We start from the raw sequence: 18,864 nt of genomic DNA, 5'->3' as shown, positions 1-18,864 counted from the left end.
TTGCAGGCCGGCCTCACCTGAATATCGACATGGCCTAGTGCAGGACCAGCATGTCTCCGGACGCGAAGGAGATATCCGCCTTGTCGCCGACGGCCGGCGGCGGCGTCGTCGAATTGTTGAAGGTATCGAGCGACACCGTGTTGCCGCCGATGCCGACGCGCACACGGATGACCGAGCCGAGGAAATGCACTTCGGCGATCTCGCCCGACAGGCTGGTGTCGTGGCCGGGCTGGCGCGCCAGCGAGATGGCCTCGGGCCGGAGCGCCAGCGACAGCGTATCGCCGGACTTCGAGCCGTTGAGCTTGCCCTTGAGAGCGACCTCCTGGCTGTTCACGCGCACCCTGCCAGCGCCGGCATCGGTCACCGTGCCTTCGAGCACGTTGAGCGTGCCGACGAAGTTGGCGACGAATTTAGTGGCCGGCCGGTTGTAGATCTCGAACGGCGTGCCGACCTGTTCGGCCTTGCCGCCATACATCACCGCGATGCGGTCGGAGATCGACAGCGCCTCTTCCTGGTCATGCGTGACGAAGATGGTAGTGATGCCGAGCTTCTTCTGGATCGAGCGGATCTCTTCGCGCAGCGACACGCGCACCTTGGCGTCGAGCGCCGACAGCGGCTCGTCGAGCAGAAGCAGTTTGGGTTTCGGGGCAATCGCCCGCGCGAGCGCGATACGCTGCTGCTGGCCACCGGACAACTGGTAGGGATAGCGGTCGGCCATTTGCGGCAGCTTGATGATGCCGAGCATCTCGGCGACGCGCCTGTCGGAATCCGCCTTGGGCATGCCGGCGACCTTGAGGCCGAAGGCGATGTTCTGCGCCACGGTCAGGTTCGGGAACAGCGCATAGGCCTGGAACACCATGCCGACATTGCGCTGGTTGGGCTTCAGCCTGGTGATATCCTTGCCGGCGACGACGATCTTGCCGGCCGAAGGCTCCTCGAAGCCGGCGACCATGCGCAGCACCGTCGTCTTGCCGCAGCCGGACGGGCCGAGGAAGGAGACGAACTCGCCGGGCTCTACATCGAGGTTGAAATCCTGCACGACGGTGTTGGCGCCGTAGGACTTTCGCACATGCTGGATGGACAGGAATGGCTCGGCCATGGCTTTTCTCTCAGGTCAATTCGGTCGGTTCGCCGATTTCGGCGCGAAACGGGACAGGATCTGGATCAGCGACATGCAGCCCCAGGTAATGGCGAAGGCGATGATGGCAAGGGCCGCCGGCTCATAGGCGCGGTTGGCGCCGATGTTCTGCAGATACGGCCCGAACGCCGGACGGTTGAGCAGGCTCGCCATCGTGAATTCGCCGATGACGATGGCGAAGGTCAGGAACGCGCCCGACAGCACCGCGATCAGGACATTGGGCAGAATAACGCGGGTTATGATCGTGGTCCAGCCTGCGCCCAGGATCTGGGCCGCCTCGGTCAGCGTCCTGACGTCGATAGTGCGAAGGCCCGTGTCGACGGCGCGGTACATATAGGGCAGCGCCAGCGTCGCGTAACCGATCACCAGGAGGGCGCTTGCGCCGAGATCGCTGGCCAGGAACGGCAGCGGCGAGTTCGACCCGTACATGCGGATATAGCCGAAGACGATGACGATCGCCGGAATGACCAGCGGCAGCAGTGTGATGAACTCGACGATCGGCCTGATTTGAGGCAGCCGCAGTCGGATCCAATAGGCCGCCGGCACCACGACCAGCACGCCGAGGATGATGGTGAAGATCGCAGCGATCACCGAATACAGGAACGTTGCCTGGAAGCGGGGGTCGCCGAGCACGACCTGGTAGGCGTCGAAGGAATGGACGCCGCGCCGCATGCGCAACGAGAACTCGAACGTCGCCAGCAGCGGAATGAAGAAATAGGCCGTGCCGATGCCGAAGACGACCCAGGCCCAGAATTTGCCCGACTTCATTTCAGCCACCTCTCGGAGCGGGTCCGGAACCAGATGTAGAAGACGTTCGCCAGTCCGGTGATGACGATCATGCCAAAGGCGATCGCGTAGCCGAGTTGCGGATTGTGCAGCACGTCGCCGTTGATCTGTGAATAGAGCTTGATGGGGACGATGTTGAGCTGCGGGCCGGCGAACGCGTAGGCCGTCGCGATGGCGCCGAAGGCGTTGGCGAACAGAAGGATCACGGTGCCGAGGAAGCTCGGAAACAACACCGGTATCACCACCATGCGCCAGTACTGCCACTGGGTCGCGCCAAGCGTGGCGGCCGCCTCGTTCCACTCCTTCTTCAAGCCGTCGATAGCCGGCACGATGATCACCACCATCAGCGGGATCTGGAAGAAGAGATAGACTACGATAAGGCCCCACGTGGTCAGGAAATTGAACCCCAACGCGTAGATGTTGAGGTTGAATATGTCGCGCAACAGCACCGTCACGATGCCGACGCGGCCGAGCGTGGCGATGAACGCGAAGGCCAGCGGCAAGCCGGCGAAATTCGAGGCGACGCCCGAGAAGGTCAGCGTCGCGGAGCGCACCCAGTTGGGCAGGCCGCCGCGCACTATGGCGATGGCGATCGCCAATCCGGCGAATGCGCCGACGATAGCCGACCAGAAGCTGATCTTGATCGAAACCCAATAGGAATTGCTGATCGAAGGATCGCTCACCAACTGCAGGATGTTGTCGAGCGTGAAACCGCCTTCCCCGGTCTGGAACGCGCCGATGACGAGATAGAGCGTCGGCATGATCAGGAACATCAGGGTGAAGACGAAGAACGGCGCCACACCGATCCATTGCGTCGGCAGACGGAAAGCGGTCGCCTCGGTCGGCGGCGCGGGCTTCGTGGCAATAGACTGATTTGAAAGCGATAGATCGGTCATGCGCCAGGCACCGTCTTCGAGGAAAAGCCGAGCGGCCAAGCGGCCGCCCGGCGCATTTCAAGTCTTACTTGACGTTGGCGCCGACGGTGGCGTCCCAGTTCTTGCTGATGGCTTCCTTGGCCTTGCCCTGCTCGTCGAGCGTCGGGAAAGCGGCCGAGGCATAGGACTCGGCCGGCGGCAGCTTGGCCAGCACGTCCGCCGGGATCTTGCCGTTCTTGGCGAGATCGTTGAAGCGGATCGGGTGGCAGTAGCCCTTCAGCCAGCCGATCTGGCCTTCGTCGGAATAGAGGTACTCCATCCACAGCTTCGCGGCGTTCGGATGCGGCGCGTAAGCGCTGATCGCCTGCACATAGACGCCGGCGACGACGCCGGTCTTCGGCACGATCACGTCGACGGGCGGATTGCCCTTCAGCGTGTCGCGGCCGGCGAGCGCGTTGTAGTCCCAGTTGATCAGGATCGGCGTCTGGCCCTGGGCCAGCGTCGCCGGCTTGCCGACGACCGGAACGAAGTTGCCGGCGGCGTTGAGCTTCTTGAAGAAGTCGAGGCCAGCGGTGCCGGCGGCTTCACCGGCGGCAGCGCCCGACGACAGACCGGAGGCGTAGACCGCCTGGATGGCCTGGTTCGAAGCGCGCGGGTCACCCGCGAGCGCGACCGAGTTGGCGAATTCCGGCTTCAGCAAGTCGGCCCAGTCGGCCGGCGATTCCTTGATCAGGTCCTTGTTCACCATGAACGACAGCACGCCGTAATAGTCGCCGTACCAAGCGCCGTCGGCATCCTTGGCGCTGTCCGGGATCGAGTCCCAGGTCGACACCTTGTAAGGCATCAGCAGGCCGTCGGCCTTGGCGGTCGGGCCGAACGAGAGGCCGACGTCGATGACGTCGGGCGCCTGCGGACCCTTGTTGTCCTTGTTGGCCTTGATCGCCTCGACCTCGTCGCCCGAGCCGGCGTCCGGGTTGAGTTCGTTGATCTTGATTTCCGGATACTTAGCCTTGAAAGCGTCGATCACTGCCCCATAGCCACACCAGTCATGCGGAAGCGCGATGGTGGTGAGCTGGCCTTCCGCCTTCGCGGCCTTGACGAGATCGTCCAGCGCGTCGGCGGACGAAATCACCGTCGACGCGAAGAGCGCCGCGGCCGAGAGGGAAAGCACTTTCCCCGTGAACTTGAACATGTGTTCTCTCCGTTGAACTGGCGCGTTTAAGCGCCTGCGATGCGGGTATCGTTTTCGTGTGACAGCCAGATGAAGGCTTTTTGAAACCGGAGCCCCGCGGCCAAAAAAGTTAACTCTTTTTAACGGACTGTAGCAATTAGCCCGCGCTTAATTTTCCGGCTAATGGTTAGCCACCTTGCCTTTTGCCATCTCCCTTCCCTTCTGGAACGCCCCTTCATTCAACTCTTCGGCATTGAAAGCCGGCTCTCAGACCGAGCCGGCGATCGCATTTTCGAGCAGCGTCAGCGCCGCTTTCTTGGTGAGCTTGACCGGATTGCCGCCGGCGGTCGGGTCGACCACCGCCATGTCGGCGATCAGCGCCTTGCGCTTCTTGTCCATGTCGAGACCCTTGATCAGGCCGGGCAGCGTGTGCGGCACCTTGAGCTCCTTGCGCAGCTTGATGATCGCCTTGGCGAAGCCGTCGAAGCCGCCCTTGATGCCGCAATAGGCGGCGAGCCGGGCGATGCGCTCCTCGATGCTCTCCCTGTTGAAGGCGAGCACATAGGGCATGAACACGGCATTGGTCATGCCGTGATGGGTGTCGTAGAGCGCGCCGATCGGATGCGACAGCGAATGTATGGCGCCCAGCCCCTTCTGGAAGGCGGCGGCGCCCATGGCGGCGGCGCTCATCATATGGGCACGCGCTACGAGGTCCTTGCCGTTGGCGAAGGCCTTGGGCAGGTTCTCGAACACCAGCCGGATGCCTTCCACCGCGATGCCGTCGGCCATCGGATGGTAGCCCGGGGCGCAATATGCCTCCAGGCAGTGCGCCAGCGCATCCATGCCGGTGCCGGCGGTGATGAAGGCAGGCATGCCGACCGACAGCTCCGGATCGGCAATGACGATCGCCGGCAGAAGCTTCGGATGGAAGATCACCTTCTTGGTGTGGGTCGCCTCATTGGTGATGACGCCGGCGCGGCCGACCTCGGAGCCGGTTCCTGCCGTGGTCGGCACCGCGATGATCGGCGCGATCGCATCGGAATTGGCGCGCGTCCACCAGTCGCCGACGTCCTCGAAGTCCCACACCGGCCGTGTCTGTCCGGCCTGGAAGGCGATCAGCTTGCCGAGGTCGAGCGCCGAGCCGCCGCCGAAGGCGATGACGCCGTCATGCTTGCCCTTCTTGAACACGGCGATGCCCGCGGTGAGGTTGGACTCGACCGGATTCGGCTTCACCTCCGAAAACACGCCATAGGGAACCTTGGCGTCGTCGAGGATCTTCAGCGTCGAGGCGACGACCGGCAGCTTGGCCAGGCCGGGATCGGTGACGAAGAGCGGGCGCTTGATGCCGGCGGCAGCCAGCACATCCGGCAGTTCCTTGATGCGGCCGGCGCCGAAGCGGACGGTGGTGGGGTAGTTCCATTTGGAGATGAGCTTGGACATTTTTTGTCTTTCGAAAGGTCAGATCGCTTCACGCAGGTGATAGGATTTCGGCCGGGTCAGGTTGTCGTAGCCGATGGCCGAGAGCGCCGCGCCCTTGCCGGTGTCCTTGACGCCGGTCCAAACCAGCGCCGGGTCGAGATAGTCGCAGCGGTTCATGAACACCGTTCCGGTTTCGACGCGGTCGCCGATCGCCACCGCGCGCTCGGTGTCGCGCGTCCAGATCGAGGCCGTCAGCCCATAGGGGCTGTCGTTCATCAGGGCGATCGCCTCCTCGTCGTCTCGCACCTTCATGATGCCGACGATGGGGCCGAAACTCTCCTCGCGCATGACGCTCATCTGGTGATCGACCCCGGTCAGCACTTCCGGTGCCAGATAGGGCGAGCCGGCCCTGTCGTTCTCGACCTTCATGGCGATATGCGCCTTGGCGCCCTTGCGCAGCGCCTCGGCCTTCTGCTCGCGGATCAGGTCGGCGAAGCGCGCCTGCGCCATCGGACCCATGGTGGTCGCCTGCTCCAGCGGATTGCCGACGACATAGTTCTTCGTCTCGGCGATGAAACCCTCGACGAACTCGTCATAGACCTTCTCATGCACATAGACGCGCTCGATGCCGCAGCAGCACTGGCCCGAATTGTAGAAGGCGCCGTCGACCAGGTTGGCGACCGCGTGGTCCATCTTGGCGTCGGGCAGCACATAGGCCGGGTCCTTGCCGCCGAGCTCGAGCCCAAGCGTCATGAAGGTGCCGGCAGCGGCCTTCTCGATGGCGCGGCCGCCGCCGACCGAGCCGGTGAAGTTGACATGGTCGATCTTGCCGGAGCCGAGCAGCTTCTCGGTCTGGGCGTGGTTCATGACCAGGTTCTGGAACAGGCCCTTGGGCAGGCCCGCCTTGTCGAAGGCTTGGCTGAAGCGCTCGCCGACCAGCAGCGTCTGCGCTGCGTGCTTGAGGATGACGGCGCTGCCCGCCATCAGTGCCGGCACGATGGTGTTGACCGCCGTGAGATAGGGATAGTTCCACGGCGCGATCACCAGCACGACGCCGAGCGGCACCTTCTTCACATAGCGGCGGAAGCCGTCCTTCGGATTGGAAGCCAGCACCGGCTTCAGCGCGGCTTCGGCGATCTCGACCATGTAGTTGGTGCGTTCCTTGACGCCGCCGAACTCGCCGCCATAGCGCACCGGCCGCCCCATCTGCCAGGCGATCTCGGGCACGATCTCGTCGGTCATGGCGACCAGCGCCTCGAGCATCGCAAGCATGTATTTGCCGCGCTCGACGACCGGTGTCTCGGCCCACTTCTCCTGCGCCGCCCGGGCACGCTCGACCGCGGCGTTGATCGTCTGGTCCGTAGCGATCGGCCGTTCGGCATAGATCGAGCCGTCGATCGGGGATTTGAGTTTTACGGTTTCCAAGAAGGCATCTCCAAATCAACAAGGTACTGTTTTGACAAAGCCGGCCGCGCCATAGGCAAGGATGGCGCGATCGCGGGTGATGATTTCCAGGTTCCTCGAACGGGCCGTCGCTATGATGATCCGGTCCGCCGGATCGTTATGAACGGCGCCAGGCAGGAACGAGGACTCCACCAGAAGCTCGCTGTCGATCCCCTCCACGCTCGTTGCGCCCGCTTTCACGAACCCTTCGAACCAGGCGAGCGGCGACTTGATGAACGGAAGCCGGCCCTTGGAGACGAGCATTCCGATCTCCCAAGCCGACATGATCGAAACGGCAATGACGCCACCGTTCTTTCGCGTGCTGGCCACTTTGTCGACCGCCACTCTTGTGACCGGCTGTTCGGTCGACAGCCACAGCATGAAACACGTGTCCAGCAATATTCCGTCAGTCGTCATACACTTTGCCCCAGTCCGGATCCGCGGGGGCGGTGTAGTCGACGTCCGGAAGAAGCGTGAGCGTCCCGGCCATGCATCCAAACAGCGGATCGGCGCCGCGCGTCGGCACGATATAGTCCTCGCTCTTGCCGCTCATATTTGGAGCATTCTTGAAATCCACCTTATCCTCCATAAAGCCTGGCCGGTGCCCCGAACTCCTTTCCCCGACTCGCCCGCCGGAAGATTTGCGATAGGCTTGAGCACTTCCTTGCGGAGCACGCCGAAAGACCAGATTTTCGCCGGCGATATTGACCGACTCCGTCTGAAACCCCGCAGCGAGCCATTCCTTTGTCATCGGATTGTTGCTGGGATTGTTGCTCCACCAAGCCGGATATTGCTTGGACGCCGGCAACTTCTCACCAAGCAGCCTCTCGATATCCTTGAACGACATCGGAACCCGTTCACGGGTCTGAGCCATGAGATACGTACGCAAAGGCGAATATTTTCCCATTTCACGCTCCCTAAGCTTAACTGAATAATTACAGCTTCAATTAAGCTCGGTCAACGCAGATTACAGCTTTAGTACCGCTCGAACCCCCGGTGCAGTTCCCAATCCGTGATGCGACGGTCGTATTCGAACTGCTCCCAGCGGGCGGTGTGCACATAGTGCTCGACCACGTCGTCACCGAAGGCCCGCTTCAGCATCTTCGACTTGGCCAGCGTCTCGGTGGCGTCGCGCAACGTCTTCGGGATCTCCGGCAGGCGCGATGCCTGATAGGCGTCGCCGACGAACGGCTTCTGCAATTCCAGCTTCTCGTCTATGCCGGCGAGGCCGGAAGCGATCAGGGCGGCGAAGGCGAGATAGGGATTGAGATCGGCGCCGCCGATGCGGCATTCCATGCGGATGCCCTTGGTGCCCTCGCCGCAGAGCCGGAAGCCGGCGGTGCGGTTGTCCTCGCTCCACATGATCTTGGTCGGCGCGAAGGTGCCGGCCTGGAAGCGCTTGTAGGAATTGATGTAGGGCGCCAGGAACCAGGTGAACTCCTTGGCATATTTGAGCTGCCCGGCCGCCCATTGCTGGCCAAGCGTGGACAGCGTCCAATCCGCCTTCTTGTCGAAGAACAGTGGCGTCTTGCCGTCGGCGCTCCACAGCGAATTGTGGATGTGGCTGGAATTGCCGGCGAGCCCATAATTGTACTTGGCCATGAAGGAGATGGCCTTGCCCTCGGAATCGGCGATCTCCTTGGCGCCGTTCTTCAGGATGACGTGGCGGTCGGCCATGTCGAGCGCCTCGGCATAGCGCACATTGATCTCTTCCTGGCCGGGACCCCATTCGCCCTTGGAATTCTCGATCGGGATGCCGGCGGCTTCCATCTCGTTGCGGAGCCGGCGCATGACGCCCTCTTCCTTCGAGGTGATGCCGATCTGGTAGTCGCCGATATAAGGCGATGCGCTGTCGAGCCCCTGCCAGTGCTTCTTGCGGGCGGAATCGTAGGTCTCGCTGAACAGGTAGAATTCGAGCTCGGAGGCGAAATAGCCGATATAGCCGCGCTCCTGCAGTCGCTTGACCTGCTTCTTCAGGATCGCGCGGGGCGAGTGCCCAAGATCCTCATGCGTGTGATGGTCGAGCACGTCGCAGATGACCAGCGCCGTCTTCTCCAGCCATGGAATGCGCCGCAGCGTCGCCAGGTCCGGCTTCATGACGAAGTCGCCATAGCCCTTCGACCAGCTCGCCGCCTTGTAGCCCGGCACCGGCTCCATATCGATGTCGCAGGCCAAGAGATAGTTGCAGCCATGCGTCTCGCCATGCGCGGAATCGACGAAATACTGAGCCAGGAAGCGCTTTCCCGCGAGCCGGCCCTGCATATCGACGATGCAGGCCAGCACCGTGTCGATCTCGCCATTCGAGACCGCTTTCTTCAACTGATCGAACGAGAAATTCCCGGCCATTCCTTTGGCACTCCAGCGCTTGTCGATTGAAAGGGAGAAACATGGCCATGGCCGGCGTTGCGCCGGCCATGGCCGTGAAGCGAAGTCTTAGTGGCCGGTCTCGCCGACCGCCTGCTCGGCCGCCTTGATCGCCGCCTGGCGGGCCGCGATGATGTCGCCGAGCGGCGGGCCCTGGAAGCGGTTGCGCTCGAAGGCGAACCAGACGATCGCCGTCAGGATGAAGAAGCCGACGGTGATGTAGAGCGCCCAGTCGTTCGGTGGTTGGATGCCGATGACGAAGATCAGGATCATCGAGATTATCGAGAGAACGCCGAACAGCATGAAGATGCCGCGGCCCATATTCCACGGGCCCATCTTGTCCCATTTCGGCGTGCCCCAGGCCAGCATGCCGAGCACGATCGGCACGATGAAGGACAGGAACAGGAAGATGACGGTGCAGGACACCACGATGGTGTAGGCAGAGGTGCCGGCAACCGAGACCAGCGTCGAGCCCCAGACGAACAGCACCGACAGGATCGACGCCGTCCAGATCGCCGCCACCGGGGTGCGGTAGGTCGGGCTGACCTTGGCGAGTGCCGACGAACCGGGCAAGCCGCCGTCGCGCGAGAAGGCGAAGATCATGCGCGAGGCCGAGGTGACGGTCGCCAGACCGCACAGCAGCTGCGCGACGAACACCACGAGATACACGAACTCCTTGAGGCCGGGGCTGACGCGCTGGTCGAAAGCCCAGAAGAACACGTTCCAGCCCTGCTTGGCGGCATCGTCCATGTTCGGGATCATCAGCACGAAAGCGGCCAGGAACAGATAGCCGAAGACGGCCGACCAGATGACGGACATGACCATGGCTCGCGGCACCGAAGACGCCGCCTTGATGGTTTCCTCCGACGTATGCGCCGAGGCGTCATAGCCGGTGATAGTATAGATCGGCAGCAGCAGGCCGAGCGCGAACACCCAGGCGTTCGAGACAGACGGCCACACGCCGCCGCCGGAGTCGCCCGAATAGTTATGGAAGGTGAAGAGGCGGCTGAAATCCCAGGTCTCGGCCGAAAGCAGGCAGACCACCGCGATCAGGATCGAGCCGAAGAAGATCAGATAGCCGGAGAAGTCGGTGAGCTTGGCCGTCAGCTTGATGCCGAGATGGTTGATCAGCGCCTGGGCGCCGGTGATGATGACCAGGAAGATCATCTGGTTGGTCAGCGTGCCCTCGATGCCGAGCGCCGGTCCGAAGGCGCCGATGAAGAAGGTCCAGGTGCCGACATTGATGGCGCCGAGCACGGTGATCAGGCCGAGCAGGTTGAGCCAGGCCGTCACCCAGCCGGTGCCGCGATTGCCGAGGATCGAGCCCCAGTGATAGAGGCCGCCGGCCGTCGGATAGGCCGAGCTGATCTGCGACATGGCGACGGCAAAGGTGAGCGAGACGAAGCAGCCGACCAGCCAGCCGATGCCGATGCCGATGCCGCCTGCGCCCGACGTCGCCTGGGCCAGCGAATTGATGCCGCCGGACAGGATGCAGATGATCGAGAACGAAACCGCGAAATTCGAGAAGCGGCTGAGCCGCCGTTCCAGTTCCTGGGCGTAGCCCATGCTGTGGAGGTGTTTTACATCCTCCGCCTTGTCCGACTCTGTATAACCCGGTGTCGTCATGTTGGCATTCCCCTATGGTTCTTGGCTGGCCGGTCCTGCATATCGATGCCCGATCGACCTGAGCCGACCGGGCGATATTGCTTTGCCGTTAGCCTGCTGTCTGGCCGACGGCTTTTTCCGCGGCCGCGATCTCCGCCGCGCGGCGAGCGATGTCGGCGCCGATCGGCGGGCCCTTGAAGCGGCGCGATTCGATACCGAACCACAGCGCCACGAGCAGGATGATCAGTCCGACGGCGTAGTTGATCAGGATGTCGAAGGGTGGCTGGATGCCGGCATACATCAGCACCAGGACGCCGAGCACGGTGACGATGGCGAAAGGCTTTGACCAGACGCCGAGGCGGAACGGACCGAACTCTGTCCAGGTCTTGCCTTCCGCAAGAAGTCCGGCTGCGATCGGCATGGCGTAGGAGACATAGAGGAAGAGAGCGCAGCCGGCTGCGAGCGCCGCGAAAGCCGGCGAATAGAGCGTGGCGGCAATCGCCAGCACGACGCCCAGCCAGATGGCAGGCACCGGCGTGCGCCAGGTCGGCGAAACCTGCTTCCAAAAAGACGACCCCGGCAGGCCTCCGTCACGCGAGAAGGCGAAGATCATGCGCGAGGTCGAAGTGAGCCCGGCGAGCGCGCACAGATAGTTCGACAGCACAATGGCGATGCCGAGCAGGGCCTTGAGCCAGGTCGGCGCCGGCAGGTTGTTGAACAGGTTGAACCAGGCATTGCCGCCGTCCTTGGCGGTTGCCACCAGATCGGGGCTCGCCAGCACGAAGGACACCGCCATGACGAAGCCGAAGACGAGCGACCACAACACCGCGTGGATCATGCCTCTCGGCACCGCGACACGGGCATTGTGCGTTTCCTCGGCGGTGTGGGCCGAAGCATCAAAGCCGGTGATCGTATAAAGCGGATAAAGAAGACCGATCAGAAAGGCCACGAGCGCCGTGCGGGCCGTCGGAACATAGCCACCGCCGAGATCGCCGGTCGTGTTGACGAAGGTCGTCAACCGCGACAGCTCGAAGCCATGCGCGCCCCAGATCAGGAAGGTCAGCGTCAGGATGACCGCGACAACCAGGATGAGGTAACCGGAAAAGTCGGTCAACATCGTTGTCGTCTTGATGCCGAGATGATTGAAGAGGCCCTGGGTGACGGTGATGAGAACGACCGCCAGCGTCTGCTGCCAGAAGCCCCAGGTCGAGGTGTCCCAGCCGAAGATCGGTCCCGCGACGAGACCCTGAAAGAGCAGATAGACGCCGACATTCACCGACGCGACGACGAAGATCAGGCCGAGCAGGTTGATCCAGGCCGTCGCCCAACCCCAGCCACGCCCGCCGAGAATCGAGGACCAATGATAGAGGCCCCCGGCGGTGGGATAGGCTGAGCCGATCTGGCCGAGCGAAGCAGCGACCACAAGAGCGAAGACGCCGCCGATGATCCAGCCGACGGTGGCCTCGAAACCGCTGCCGGTGGCCATTGCCAGCGGGAAAGACGTGATGCCGCCGGCCAGGATGCAGATGATCGAAAAGGAAATGGCAAAGTTGGAGAAGCCGCTCATGCGGCGCGCCAATTCCTGGGCGTAACCCATGCTGTGAAGGATCTTTACATCCTCCGATTTGTCGGTGTGATCCGGTGTAGCCATCTGGAAGTCCCCTTATTTTCTTAGCTGGCCGATTGTGCTGACTTTCCCATTGCGCTTCGTCGGGAGTCCCTGGCCTCCTCGGGCTCCAGATTGGAAAAAATGCCGGAGAGCAGATCCGCCCATTTCCGCTGCCCGGTCTCGCCGGCGATTTCGTCGTTGCGGATTTCGATCATCGCGCAGGCAAGGCCGCGCGAACGCGCATGCCGTTCCAGCGTGAAATAGACGCGGTCGGCCGGCGAATAGGGTTCATTGACGCCGACGGCGACGCCGGCAAGCCGCTGCAGCGCCGCGACCAGGGGCGTTGCCAGGCGGCGGTCGTCATCGTGGATGATGCCGATGTGCCATGGCCGGCTCTTGCCCTTGTAGACCGGCGTGAAGGAGTGCACCGACACCAGCCGCGTCTCCTGGCCGCGCGCCAGCCGCCGCTCGACGATCTCGGCGATCGAGTCGTGGAACGGACGCCAGGCAAGGTCGATGCGCGCGGCGCGCTGCTTGTCGGACAGGTTCGAATTTCCGGGAATGGCCGTCGTCTCGCTGACCGGCGGGACGAGGTCCGGCGCGTCGAGCGGCCGGTTGCAATCGATGACGAGCCGCGACACGCGCGTCTCGATCAAGGTCGCGTCGAGCGCCTCGGCCATGCGGCTGGCGACGGGAAGCGCGCCCGGGTCCCAGGCGATATGGCGCGAAAGCGCCTCGGCCGGCAGGCCAAGCGTTCCAAATTCGGCGGGCAGGAAGTTGGAAGCGTGATCGCAGGTGAACACGAAGGGGCTGGAGCCGCCGGGATTGGTCACCCTCGCGGTTTCAGACGGGGCAAGGCTAGCGGGCCGAGCTTTCTCCATATCGTCCCCTGCGGAACGCTGTATCTTATGTTACGTATTTTGTCTCATTGCGTCCGTGTGAATGATTTCATACAGTTTACCCGGCTTTGTCAAACGCGAATTCGGGAAAACGGCGGCGGCGGGTCAACGGGCGGGGGAAAACATGATTTCCAGCATTGCCGAACTGATCTCGGACCGCATCGGCTCGATGCCGGCCGGCGAGCGCCGCGCCGCCCAGACGCTGATTGCCAACTATCCTTTGACCGGGCTGAAGACGGTCGCCGAATTCTCGGCCGCGGCCGGCGTGTCCTCGCCGACGATCTTGCGTTTCGTCGCCAGGCTCGGCTTCCAGAACTACCCCGAGTTCCAGTCGGCGCTGCAGGATGAGCTGGCGGCGCAATTGCAATCGCCGGCTTCGCGCACGCTCAATCCAGGCTCGGTCGGCGGCGCAGCCTCGCCGATGCTGGAGGCGACGCTCGACAATATGCGCGAGACCTTCCGGCACCTGACCGACAAACAGCTTGCCGACATAGCCGCGCGGCTTGCCGAGCGGCGCGGCAAGACCTTCCTGATCGGCGGTCGCTTCACCGATCCGCTGGCGCGCTACATGGCCGCTCACCTGGCCATCATCCAGCCGGATGTCTATCACCTCGCCGGCCAGGAGAGCATCTGGCGCGACCGCCTGATCGACATGGGCAAGCGCGACGTCCTGGTGATCTTCGACATCCGCCGTTACCAGGAAAGCCTGGTCCGCTTTGCCGAGAAGGCCCATCACCGCGGCGTGCAGATCATTCTCTTCACCGACCAGTGGCTGTCGCCGATCGCCCGTTTTGCCCGCCATGTGATCGCCGGGCGGACGGCCGTGCCTTCGGCGTGGGATTCGTCCGCCGCTCTGTTCGTGGTCGCCGAAACCCTGATCGGCGCCGTGACCAGGCAGCTGGAAGCGGCCGGCGCCAAGCGCATCCGCGACCTCGAAAGCCTTCGCTAGAGCAATTCCAGGAAAAGTGTGAGCGGTTTTCCGTTCGGAATTGCGTAAAAACAAGGAGATAGAGCGGTTCGCCGTTTCCGTAAAACGGTGAGACACCCTAGCCCGGTGAAAGCCGGTTGCCGCTGGCGAAACGCGGCAAAACGCAAGGGTCCGAACCATATCCGGACCTCACGTTACCGAGATTTAATGTGCACGATTGCGTGATAATTGCCATAAACCGCTGATATCGGGGTGTGGCGTGGCCGGTTTTTGCCCCCAGCCCGTATCGTCGAAGCGCCTGCTTCCATTGGGAATCCGGCAGACGAGTCCTGCCGCTGGAGTGTCGATGTCGAGCTGGAAACAGATTGTTGCAGCGCTTGTGATTCTGGTCGCCGCCGTGGCCGCCTGGGCGCGCTTTTATCCCGGCGCGCCGGAGACACTGGCGCGCTGGGGAATGGACGGCGTCATCGCCGCGACACCCCCCGCGACGGAAAGCGCCGCCGGCACCGGCCAGTCCGGACGCAACCGCGCCGGCCAGGTCGTGACCATCGTCGCTTCTCCCACCGGCACCGCCACCATCAACGACAGGCTGCAGGCGATCGGCACCGGCCGCGCCAACGCCACCGTCACCGTCAACCCATACTCGTCCGGACGCCTGACCGAACTGCTGGTCCAGTCCGGCACGCATGTCGAAAAGGGCCATGTCATCGCCAGGCTCGATTCCGAAACGGAAGTGATCGCGCGCGACCGCGCCCGGGTGGCGATCGAGGATGCGCAGTCCAAGCTCGACCGGGTAAAATCGCTCAGGGCGTCCAATGCGGCCACGCCCGTTGCCGTCGCCGATACCCAGGTGACGCTCGCCAACGCCAGGCTGGCGCTGCGCGACGCCGAGCTCGCGCTCGAGCGCCGTTCGGTCGTGGCGCCGATCGAAGGCACTGTCGGCATCCTGCCGATCGCCGCCGGCAACTACGTCACCAGCCAGTCGGCGATCGCCACGCTCGATGACCGCTCCTCGATCCTGGTCGATTTCTGGGTGCCGGAACGCTTCGCCGCCGCCGTCAAGGTCGGCGCCCAGCTGTCGGCCACGCCCTTGGCCAACCCCAACCAGGTCTACACCGGCACCGTCTCGGCCATCGACAACCACATCGACGAGAACAGCCGCACCCTGCTCGTCAAGGCGACGATCGCCAACCCCGCCGATTCGCTGCGCGCCGGCATGTCCTTCCAGATCGGCATGCGGTTCCCCGGCGATACCTATCCGGCGGTCAGCCCGCTCGCCATCCAGTGGGGCACCGACGGCGCCTATGTCTGGGCCGTCGCCAACGGCAAGGCCAAGCGTGTTCCGGTGCGCATCATCCAGCGCAACACCGAGACGGTGCTGATCGATGCGCCGGTCGTGAGCGGCGACATGGTGGTGACTGAAGGCACGCAGAGCGTCAGCGAAGGCGGCGATGTCCGCATCGCCGGCCAGGATCGCGCCGCCGAGGCCGAAGGCTCATGAGCGCCGGCGACGCCGCCTCGGGATCGGGCCTGACCGCGCTTTTCATCCGCAGGCCGGTCATGGCCTTCGTGCTCAACACGCTGATCGCGGTTGCCGGACTTGCCGCCTTCTGGGGCGTCGAGATCCGCGAATTGCCGGATGTCGACCGGCCCGTCATCACCGTCAACACCACCTTTGAGGGCGCGGCCGCCGAAACCGTCGACCGCGAGCTGACGGACGCGATCGAAGGCGCCGTCGCGCGCGTCTCCGGCGTCAAGTCGATTTCGTCCACCTCCTCCTTCGGCCAGAGCCGCGTCACCATCGAGTTCAATGACGGCGTCGACCTCAACGTCGCCGCCTCCGACGTGCGCGATACCGTCAGCCGCATCACCAACCAGCTTCCCGAAACCGCCGACGCGCCGCGTATCGTCAAGGCCGACGCGAACTCCGACCCGGTGATGCGGCTGGCGGTCACTTCCGACACCATGTCGGTCCAGGACATGACTGTGCTGGTCCAGGACCGCATCGAGGACGAGCTCGCCGCGGTTCCCGGCGTCGCCGACGTCCAGGTCTCCGGCGACCGCGACAAGATCTTCCGCATCGACGTCGACCAGAACAAGCTGGCGAGCCAGGGCTTCACCGTCGCCGACCTGAGAAAGGCGCTTGCCTCGGTCGCCTTCGATTCCCCGGCCGGCTCGATCACCACGACGAACCAGGACCTCATCGTGCGCACGACCGCCGACGTGACCACGCCGGAGGAGTTCGAGAACATCGTCATCGGCGGCGCCACTCGTATCCGCGACGTCGCCACCGTGACGCTCGGCCCCGATATCGGCCAGACCTCTTTGCGCTCCGACGGCAAGACCGGCATTGGGCTGGGCATCATCCGCCAGGCGGAATCGAACACGCTCGACATCTCGACCGGCGTGAGGGCCGCCGTCTCGAAACTTCAGGAGACGCTGCCCGCGGGCATGGCCATCAAGGTGACCAGCGACGATGCCGTCTTCGTCGACGGCGCCGTGCACGAGGTCGAGATCGCGCTGGCGCTGTCGGTCTCGATCGTGCTCATCGTCATCTACGCCTTCCTGCTCGACTGGCGCGCGACGCTGATCCCCGGCCTGTCGATGCCCGTGGCCATGATCGGGACCATCGCGGCCATCTATCTCGCCGGCTTCTCCGTCAACATCCTGACGCTGCTGGCGCTGGTGCTGGCGACAGGCCTTGTCGTCGACGACGCCATCGTCGTGCTGGAAAACATCGTGCGCCGCCGCAACGAAGGCATGGGGCCGCGCGCCGCGGCGGTGCTCGGCACCCAGGAAGTGTTCTTCGCCGTCGTCGCCACCACGCTGACGCTGGTCGCCGTCTTCGTGCCGATCTCCTTCCTACCGGGACAGACCGGCGGCCTGTTCCGCGAATTCGGCTTCGTGCTGGCGATGTCGGTGCTGCTCTCCTGCGTGGTCGCGCTGACGCTCTGCCCGATGCTTGCCTCGCGCATGCTGACCACCGCGTCGCTTCACCATGAAGGCGGCACCGGCATCGGCGCGCGCATCGGCGGCGCCTTGCACGGGCTCTACAAGCGCTGCCTGCGTCTTTGCCTCGACGCGCCGTGGATCGTGGTGCTGGTCGCGCTGATTTTCGCCGGTACCGCCTTCACCCTATTCGGCACCATCCGCCAGGAACTGACACCCACGGAAGACCGCGCCGTGGTGCTGTTGCGCATTAACGCGCCGCAAGGCGTCAGCCTCGACTACACGACCGAGCAGATGCGCAAGATCGAGCGGCTGATCCAGCCGCTGCGCGATTCCGGCGAGATCCGCTCGACCTTCGAGAACGCCGGCAACAACGGCTCCTACAATTCGGGCTTCATGGTGATGACGCTGGCGCCCTGGGACGAGCGCAGCCGCAGCCAGCAGGAGATCATGGCCGACATCAGCCGCCTGACGAAGCAGGTGCCGAGCGTGCGCGTCTTCCCGGTGCAGCCGAACAGCCTCGGCATTCGCGGCGCCGGCAACGGCCTGCAATTCGCGCTGGTCGGCAACGACCGCAAGGCGCTGAGCGAAGCGGCGGTGAAGGTCGTCGACGAGATGCGTCAGGACCCGCGCTTCCAGACGCCGCGGCTTTCCGTCGATCCGACGCAGCCGCAGTTGGCGGTGGCCATCGACCGCGAGCGCGCCTCCGATCTCGGCATCGACATCACCGGGCTCGCCGACACGCTGCAGGCCATGCTCGACGGCAACGATGTCGTCGACGTCTACATCGCCGACCGCAGCTATGGCGTGAAGCTGGTCTCGACCACCAACCCGATCAACGATCCGACGGATCTCGAAAACATCTTCCTGAAGACTTCCGACAGTCGCTTCGTGCCGATGTCGACCATCGCCACGTTGACCGAACGCGCCGTACCGCCGTCGCTGACGCGCGAGCAGCAGCAGCCCTCGGTCGCGATCACCGCCAACCTCGGCAGCGGCTTCGCGCTCGGCGAGGCGCTGACCAGGGCCGAGGCGATCGCGACACCGCTGCTGCCGCCGGGCGCGCGCATCCTGCCGCTCGCCGAAGCCGCCACGCTCGGCGAGAGCAACAACGCCATGATCGCCGTCTTCAGCTTTGCGCTGATCATCATCCTCCTGGTGCTGGCGGCCCAGTTCGAGAGCTTCGTCAGCGCCGTCATCATCATGGCGACGGTGCCGCTGGGGCTTGCCTGCGCCATCTTCGCGCTGCTTCTGTCGGGCACCAGCCTCAACGCCTACAGCCAGATCGGCCTGGTGCTCCTGGTCGGCGTCATGGCCAAGAACGGCATCCTGATCGTCGAGTTCGCCAACCAACTGCGCGACCGTGGGCTGGGCGTTCGCGAAGCGATCGAACAGGCGTCGACCATTCGCCTGCGCCCGGTGATGATGACCATGATCTGCACCGTGCTCGGCGGCGTGCCGCTGGTGCTGGCCGCCGGCGCAGGCGCCGAGGCGCGCGTGGCGCTGGGCTGGGTCATCGTCGGCGGCCTGGGGCTGGCCACCGTCTCGACCTTGTTCTTGACCCCGGTCGCCTATCTGCTGCTTGGCCGCTTCGTCACGCCCAAGGCGCATGAGGAAGCCCGGCTGAAGCGCGAGCTCGAGGAAGCGGTCTATATCGACGCGGAGCCGGCCGAGTAGA

The 18,864-nt window shown here is 64.0% G+C and carries 15 protein-coding genes; 3 read left to right on the top strand and 12 right to left on the bottom strand.

Annotated features, from left to right (window positions below; translation table 11 throughout):
* Positions 1-34: 34 nt before the first annotated feature.
* The 12 genes from LB572_RS12735 to LB572_RS12680 all read right to left on the bottom strand — a co-directional run bounded on the left by LB572_RS12735 (position 35) and on the right by LB572_RS12680 (position 13,291).
* Positions 35-1,099: an ABC transporter ATP-binding protein gene (locus LB572_RS12735; RefSeq protein ID WP_224667944.1), complete on the bottom strand. Its 1,065-nt coding sequence runs from the start codon at positions 1,097-1,099 to the stop codon at positions 35-37.
* Between the two features lie 15 nt (positions 1,100-1,114).
* A complete protein-coding gene (locus LB572_RS12730) occupies positions 1,115-1,906 on the bottom strand; it encodes an ABC transporter permease (protein ID WP_224667943.1) in 792 nt (263 codons plus the stop codon).
* Positions 1,903-2,820, bottom strand: a complete 918-nt coding sequence (locus tag LB572_RS12725) for an ABC transporter permease (RefSeq protein ID WP_412033557.1) — start codon at positions 2,818-2,820, stop codon at positions 1,903-1,905. The genes LB572_RS12730 and LB572_RS12725 overlap by 4 nt, the downstream gene beginning before the upstream one ends.
* Positions 2,821-2,884: 64 nt before the next feature.
* Positions 2,885-3,991, bottom strand: a complete 1,107-nt coding sequence (locus LB572_RS12720; protein WP_140806089.1) for an ABC transporter substrate-binding protein — start codon at positions 3,989-3,991, stop codon at positions 2,885-2,887.
* 246 nt (positions 3,992-4,237) lie between these two features.
* Complete coding sequence (locus LB572_RS12715) at positions 4,238-5,410, bottom strand: iron-containing alcohol dehydrogenase (protein ID WP_224667942.1); 1,173 nt, start codon at positions 5,408-5,410, stop codon at positions 4,238-4,240.
* Positions 5,411-5,428: 18 nt separating this feature from the next.
* Complete coding sequence (locus LB572_RS12710; protein WP_224667941.1) at positions 5,429-6,814, bottom strand: aldehyde dehydrogenase family protein; 1,386 nt, start codon at positions 6,812-6,814, stop codon at positions 5,429-5,431.
* A 15-nt stretch (positions 6,815-6,829) separates the two neighbouring features.
* Positions 6,830-7,249 (bottom strand): type II toxin-antitoxin system VapC family toxin, encoded by a 420-nt coding sequence (locus tag LB572_RS12705; RefSeq protein WP_140806085.1) that lies wholly within the window; start codon positions 7,247-7,249, stop codon positions 6,830-6,832.
* Positions 7,239-7,739, bottom strand: a complete 501-nt coding sequence (locus LB572_RS12700) for a hypothetical protein (protein WP_181179595.1) — start codon at positions 7,737-7,739, stop codon at positions 7,239-7,241. Before LB572_RS12700 ends, LB572_RS12705 begins: the two co-directional genes overlap by 11 nt.
* Positions 7,740-7,807: 68 nt before the next feature.
* Positions 7,808-9,178 carry a glutamine synthetase family protein gene (locus tag LB572_RS12695; RefSeq protein WP_224667940.1) on the bottom strand — a complete coding sequence of 457 codons (1,371 nt, stop codon included), beginning with the start codon at positions 9,176-9,178 and terminating at the stop codon, positions 7,808-7,810.
* Between the two features lie 87 nt (positions 9,179-9,265).
* Positions 9,266-10,822, bottom strand: coding sequence for an amino acid permease (locus LB572_RS12690; RefSeq protein ID WP_224667939.1), 1,557 nt, complete (start codon positions 10,820-10,822; stop codon positions 9,266-9,268).
* Between the two features lie 88 nt (positions 10,823-10,910).
* On the bottom strand, positions 10,911-12,452 hold the full coding sequence (locus tag LB572_RS12685) for an amino acid permease (protein WP_224667938.1): 1,542 nt from the start codon (positions 12,450-12,452) through the stop codon (positions 10,911-10,913).
* A 20-nt stretch (positions 12,453-12,472) separates the two neighbouring features.
* Positions 12,473-13,291: an N-formylglutamate amidohydrolase gene (locus tag LB572_RS12680; RefSeq protein WP_224667937.1), complete on the bottom strand. Its 819-nt coding sequence runs from the start codon at positions 13,289-13,291 to the stop codon at positions 12,473-12,475.
* Positions 13,292-13,433: 142 nt separating this feature from the next.
* On the opposite strand from LB572_RS12680, the gene LB572_RS12675 reads away from it, so the two are divergent.
* The 3 genes from LB572_RS12675 (at position 13,434) to LB572_RS12665 (ending at position 18,863) form a co-directional block, all read left to right on the top strand.
* Positions 13,434-14,258 (top strand): MurR/RpiR family transcriptional regulator, encoded by an 825-nt coding sequence (locus LB572_RS12675; protein WP_140806074.1) that lies wholly within the window; start codon positions 13,434-13,436, stop codon positions 14,256-14,258.
* A 325-nt stretch (positions 14,259-14,583) separates the two neighbouring features.
* Positions 14,584-15,738 (top strand): efflux RND transporter periplasmic adaptor subunit, encoded by a 1,155-nt coding sequence (locus LB572_RS12670; protein ID WP_224667936.1) that lies wholly within the window; start codon positions 14,584-14,586, stop codon positions 15,736-15,738.
* Entirely contained in the window at positions 15,735-18,863 is a 3,129-nt protein-coding gene (locus tag LB572_RS12665; RefSeq protein WP_224667935.1) for an efflux RND transporter permease subunit, read from the top strand. Before LB572_RS12670 ends, LB572_RS12665 begins: the two co-directional genes overlap by 4 nt.
* Position 18,864: the final 1 nt, after the last annotated feature.

Source organism: Mesorhizobium sp. BH1-1-5 (assembly GCF_020165615.1).
GTDB lineage: Bacteria > Pseudomonadota > Alphaproteobacteria > Rhizobiales > Rhizobiaceae > Mesorhizobium.
This window is presented reverse-complemented; position numbering and strand designations above follow the sequence as displayed.

Bases quoted from the DNA above. Each gene is read 5' to 3' on its own strand.
- LB572_RS12705 (WP_140806085.1), bottom strand. From the start codon at position 7,249: ATGACGACTGACGGAATATTGCTGGACACGTGTTTCATGCTGTGGCTG.
- LB572_RS12730 (WP_224667943.1), bottom strand. From the start codon at position 1,906: ATGAAGTCGGGCAAATTCTGGGCCTGGGTCGTCTTCGGCATCGGCACG.
- LB572_RS12715 (WP_224667942.1), bottom strand. From the start codon at position 5,410: ATGTCCAAGCTCATCTCCAAATGGAACTACCCCACCACCGTCCGCTTC.
- LB572_RS12690 (WP_224667939.1), bottom strand. From the start codon at position 10,822: ATGACGACACCGGGTTATACAGAGTCGGACAAGGCGGAGGATGTAAAA.
- LB572_RS12670 (WP_224667936.1), top strand. From the start codon at position 14,584: ATGTCGAGCTGGAAACAGATTGTTGCAGCGCTTGTGATTCTGGTCGCC.
- LB572_RS12720 (WP_140806089.1), bottom strand. From the start codon at position 3,991: ATGTTCAAGTTCACGGGGAAAGTGCTTTCCCTCTCGGCCGCGGCGCTC.
- LB572_RS12685 (WP_224667938.1), bottom strand. From the start codon at position 12,452: ATGGCTACACCGGATCACACCGACAAATCGGAGGATGTAAAGATCCTT.
- LB572_RS12725 (WP_412033557.1), bottom strand. From the start codon at position 2,820: ATGACCGATCTATCGCTTTCAAATCAGTCTATTGCCACGAAGCCCGCG.
- LB572_RS12735 (WP_224667944.1), bottom strand. From the start codon at position 1,099: ATGGCCGAGCCATTCCTGTCCATCCAGCATGTGCGAAAGTCCTACGGC.
- LB572_RS12665 (WP_224667935.1), top strand. From the start codon at position 15,735: ATGAGCGCCGGCGACGCCGCCTCGGGATCGGGCCTGACCGCGCTTTTC.
- LB572_RS12700 (WP_181179595.1), bottom strand. From the start codon at position 7,739: ATGGGAAAATATTCGCCTTTGCGTACGTATCTCATGGCTCAGACCCGT.
- LB572_RS12675 (WP_140806074.1), top strand. From the start codon at position 13,434: ATGATTTCCAGCATTGCCGAACTGATCTCGGACCGCATCGGCTCGATG.
- LB572_RS12680 (WP_224667937.1), bottom strand. From the start codon at position 13,291: ATGGAGAAAGCTCGGCCCGCTAGCCTTGCCCCGTCTGAAACCGCGAGG.
- LB572_RS12695 (WP_224667940.1), bottom strand. From the start codon at position 9,178: ATGGCCGGGAATTTCTCGTTCGATCAGTTGAAGAAAGCGGTCTCGAAT.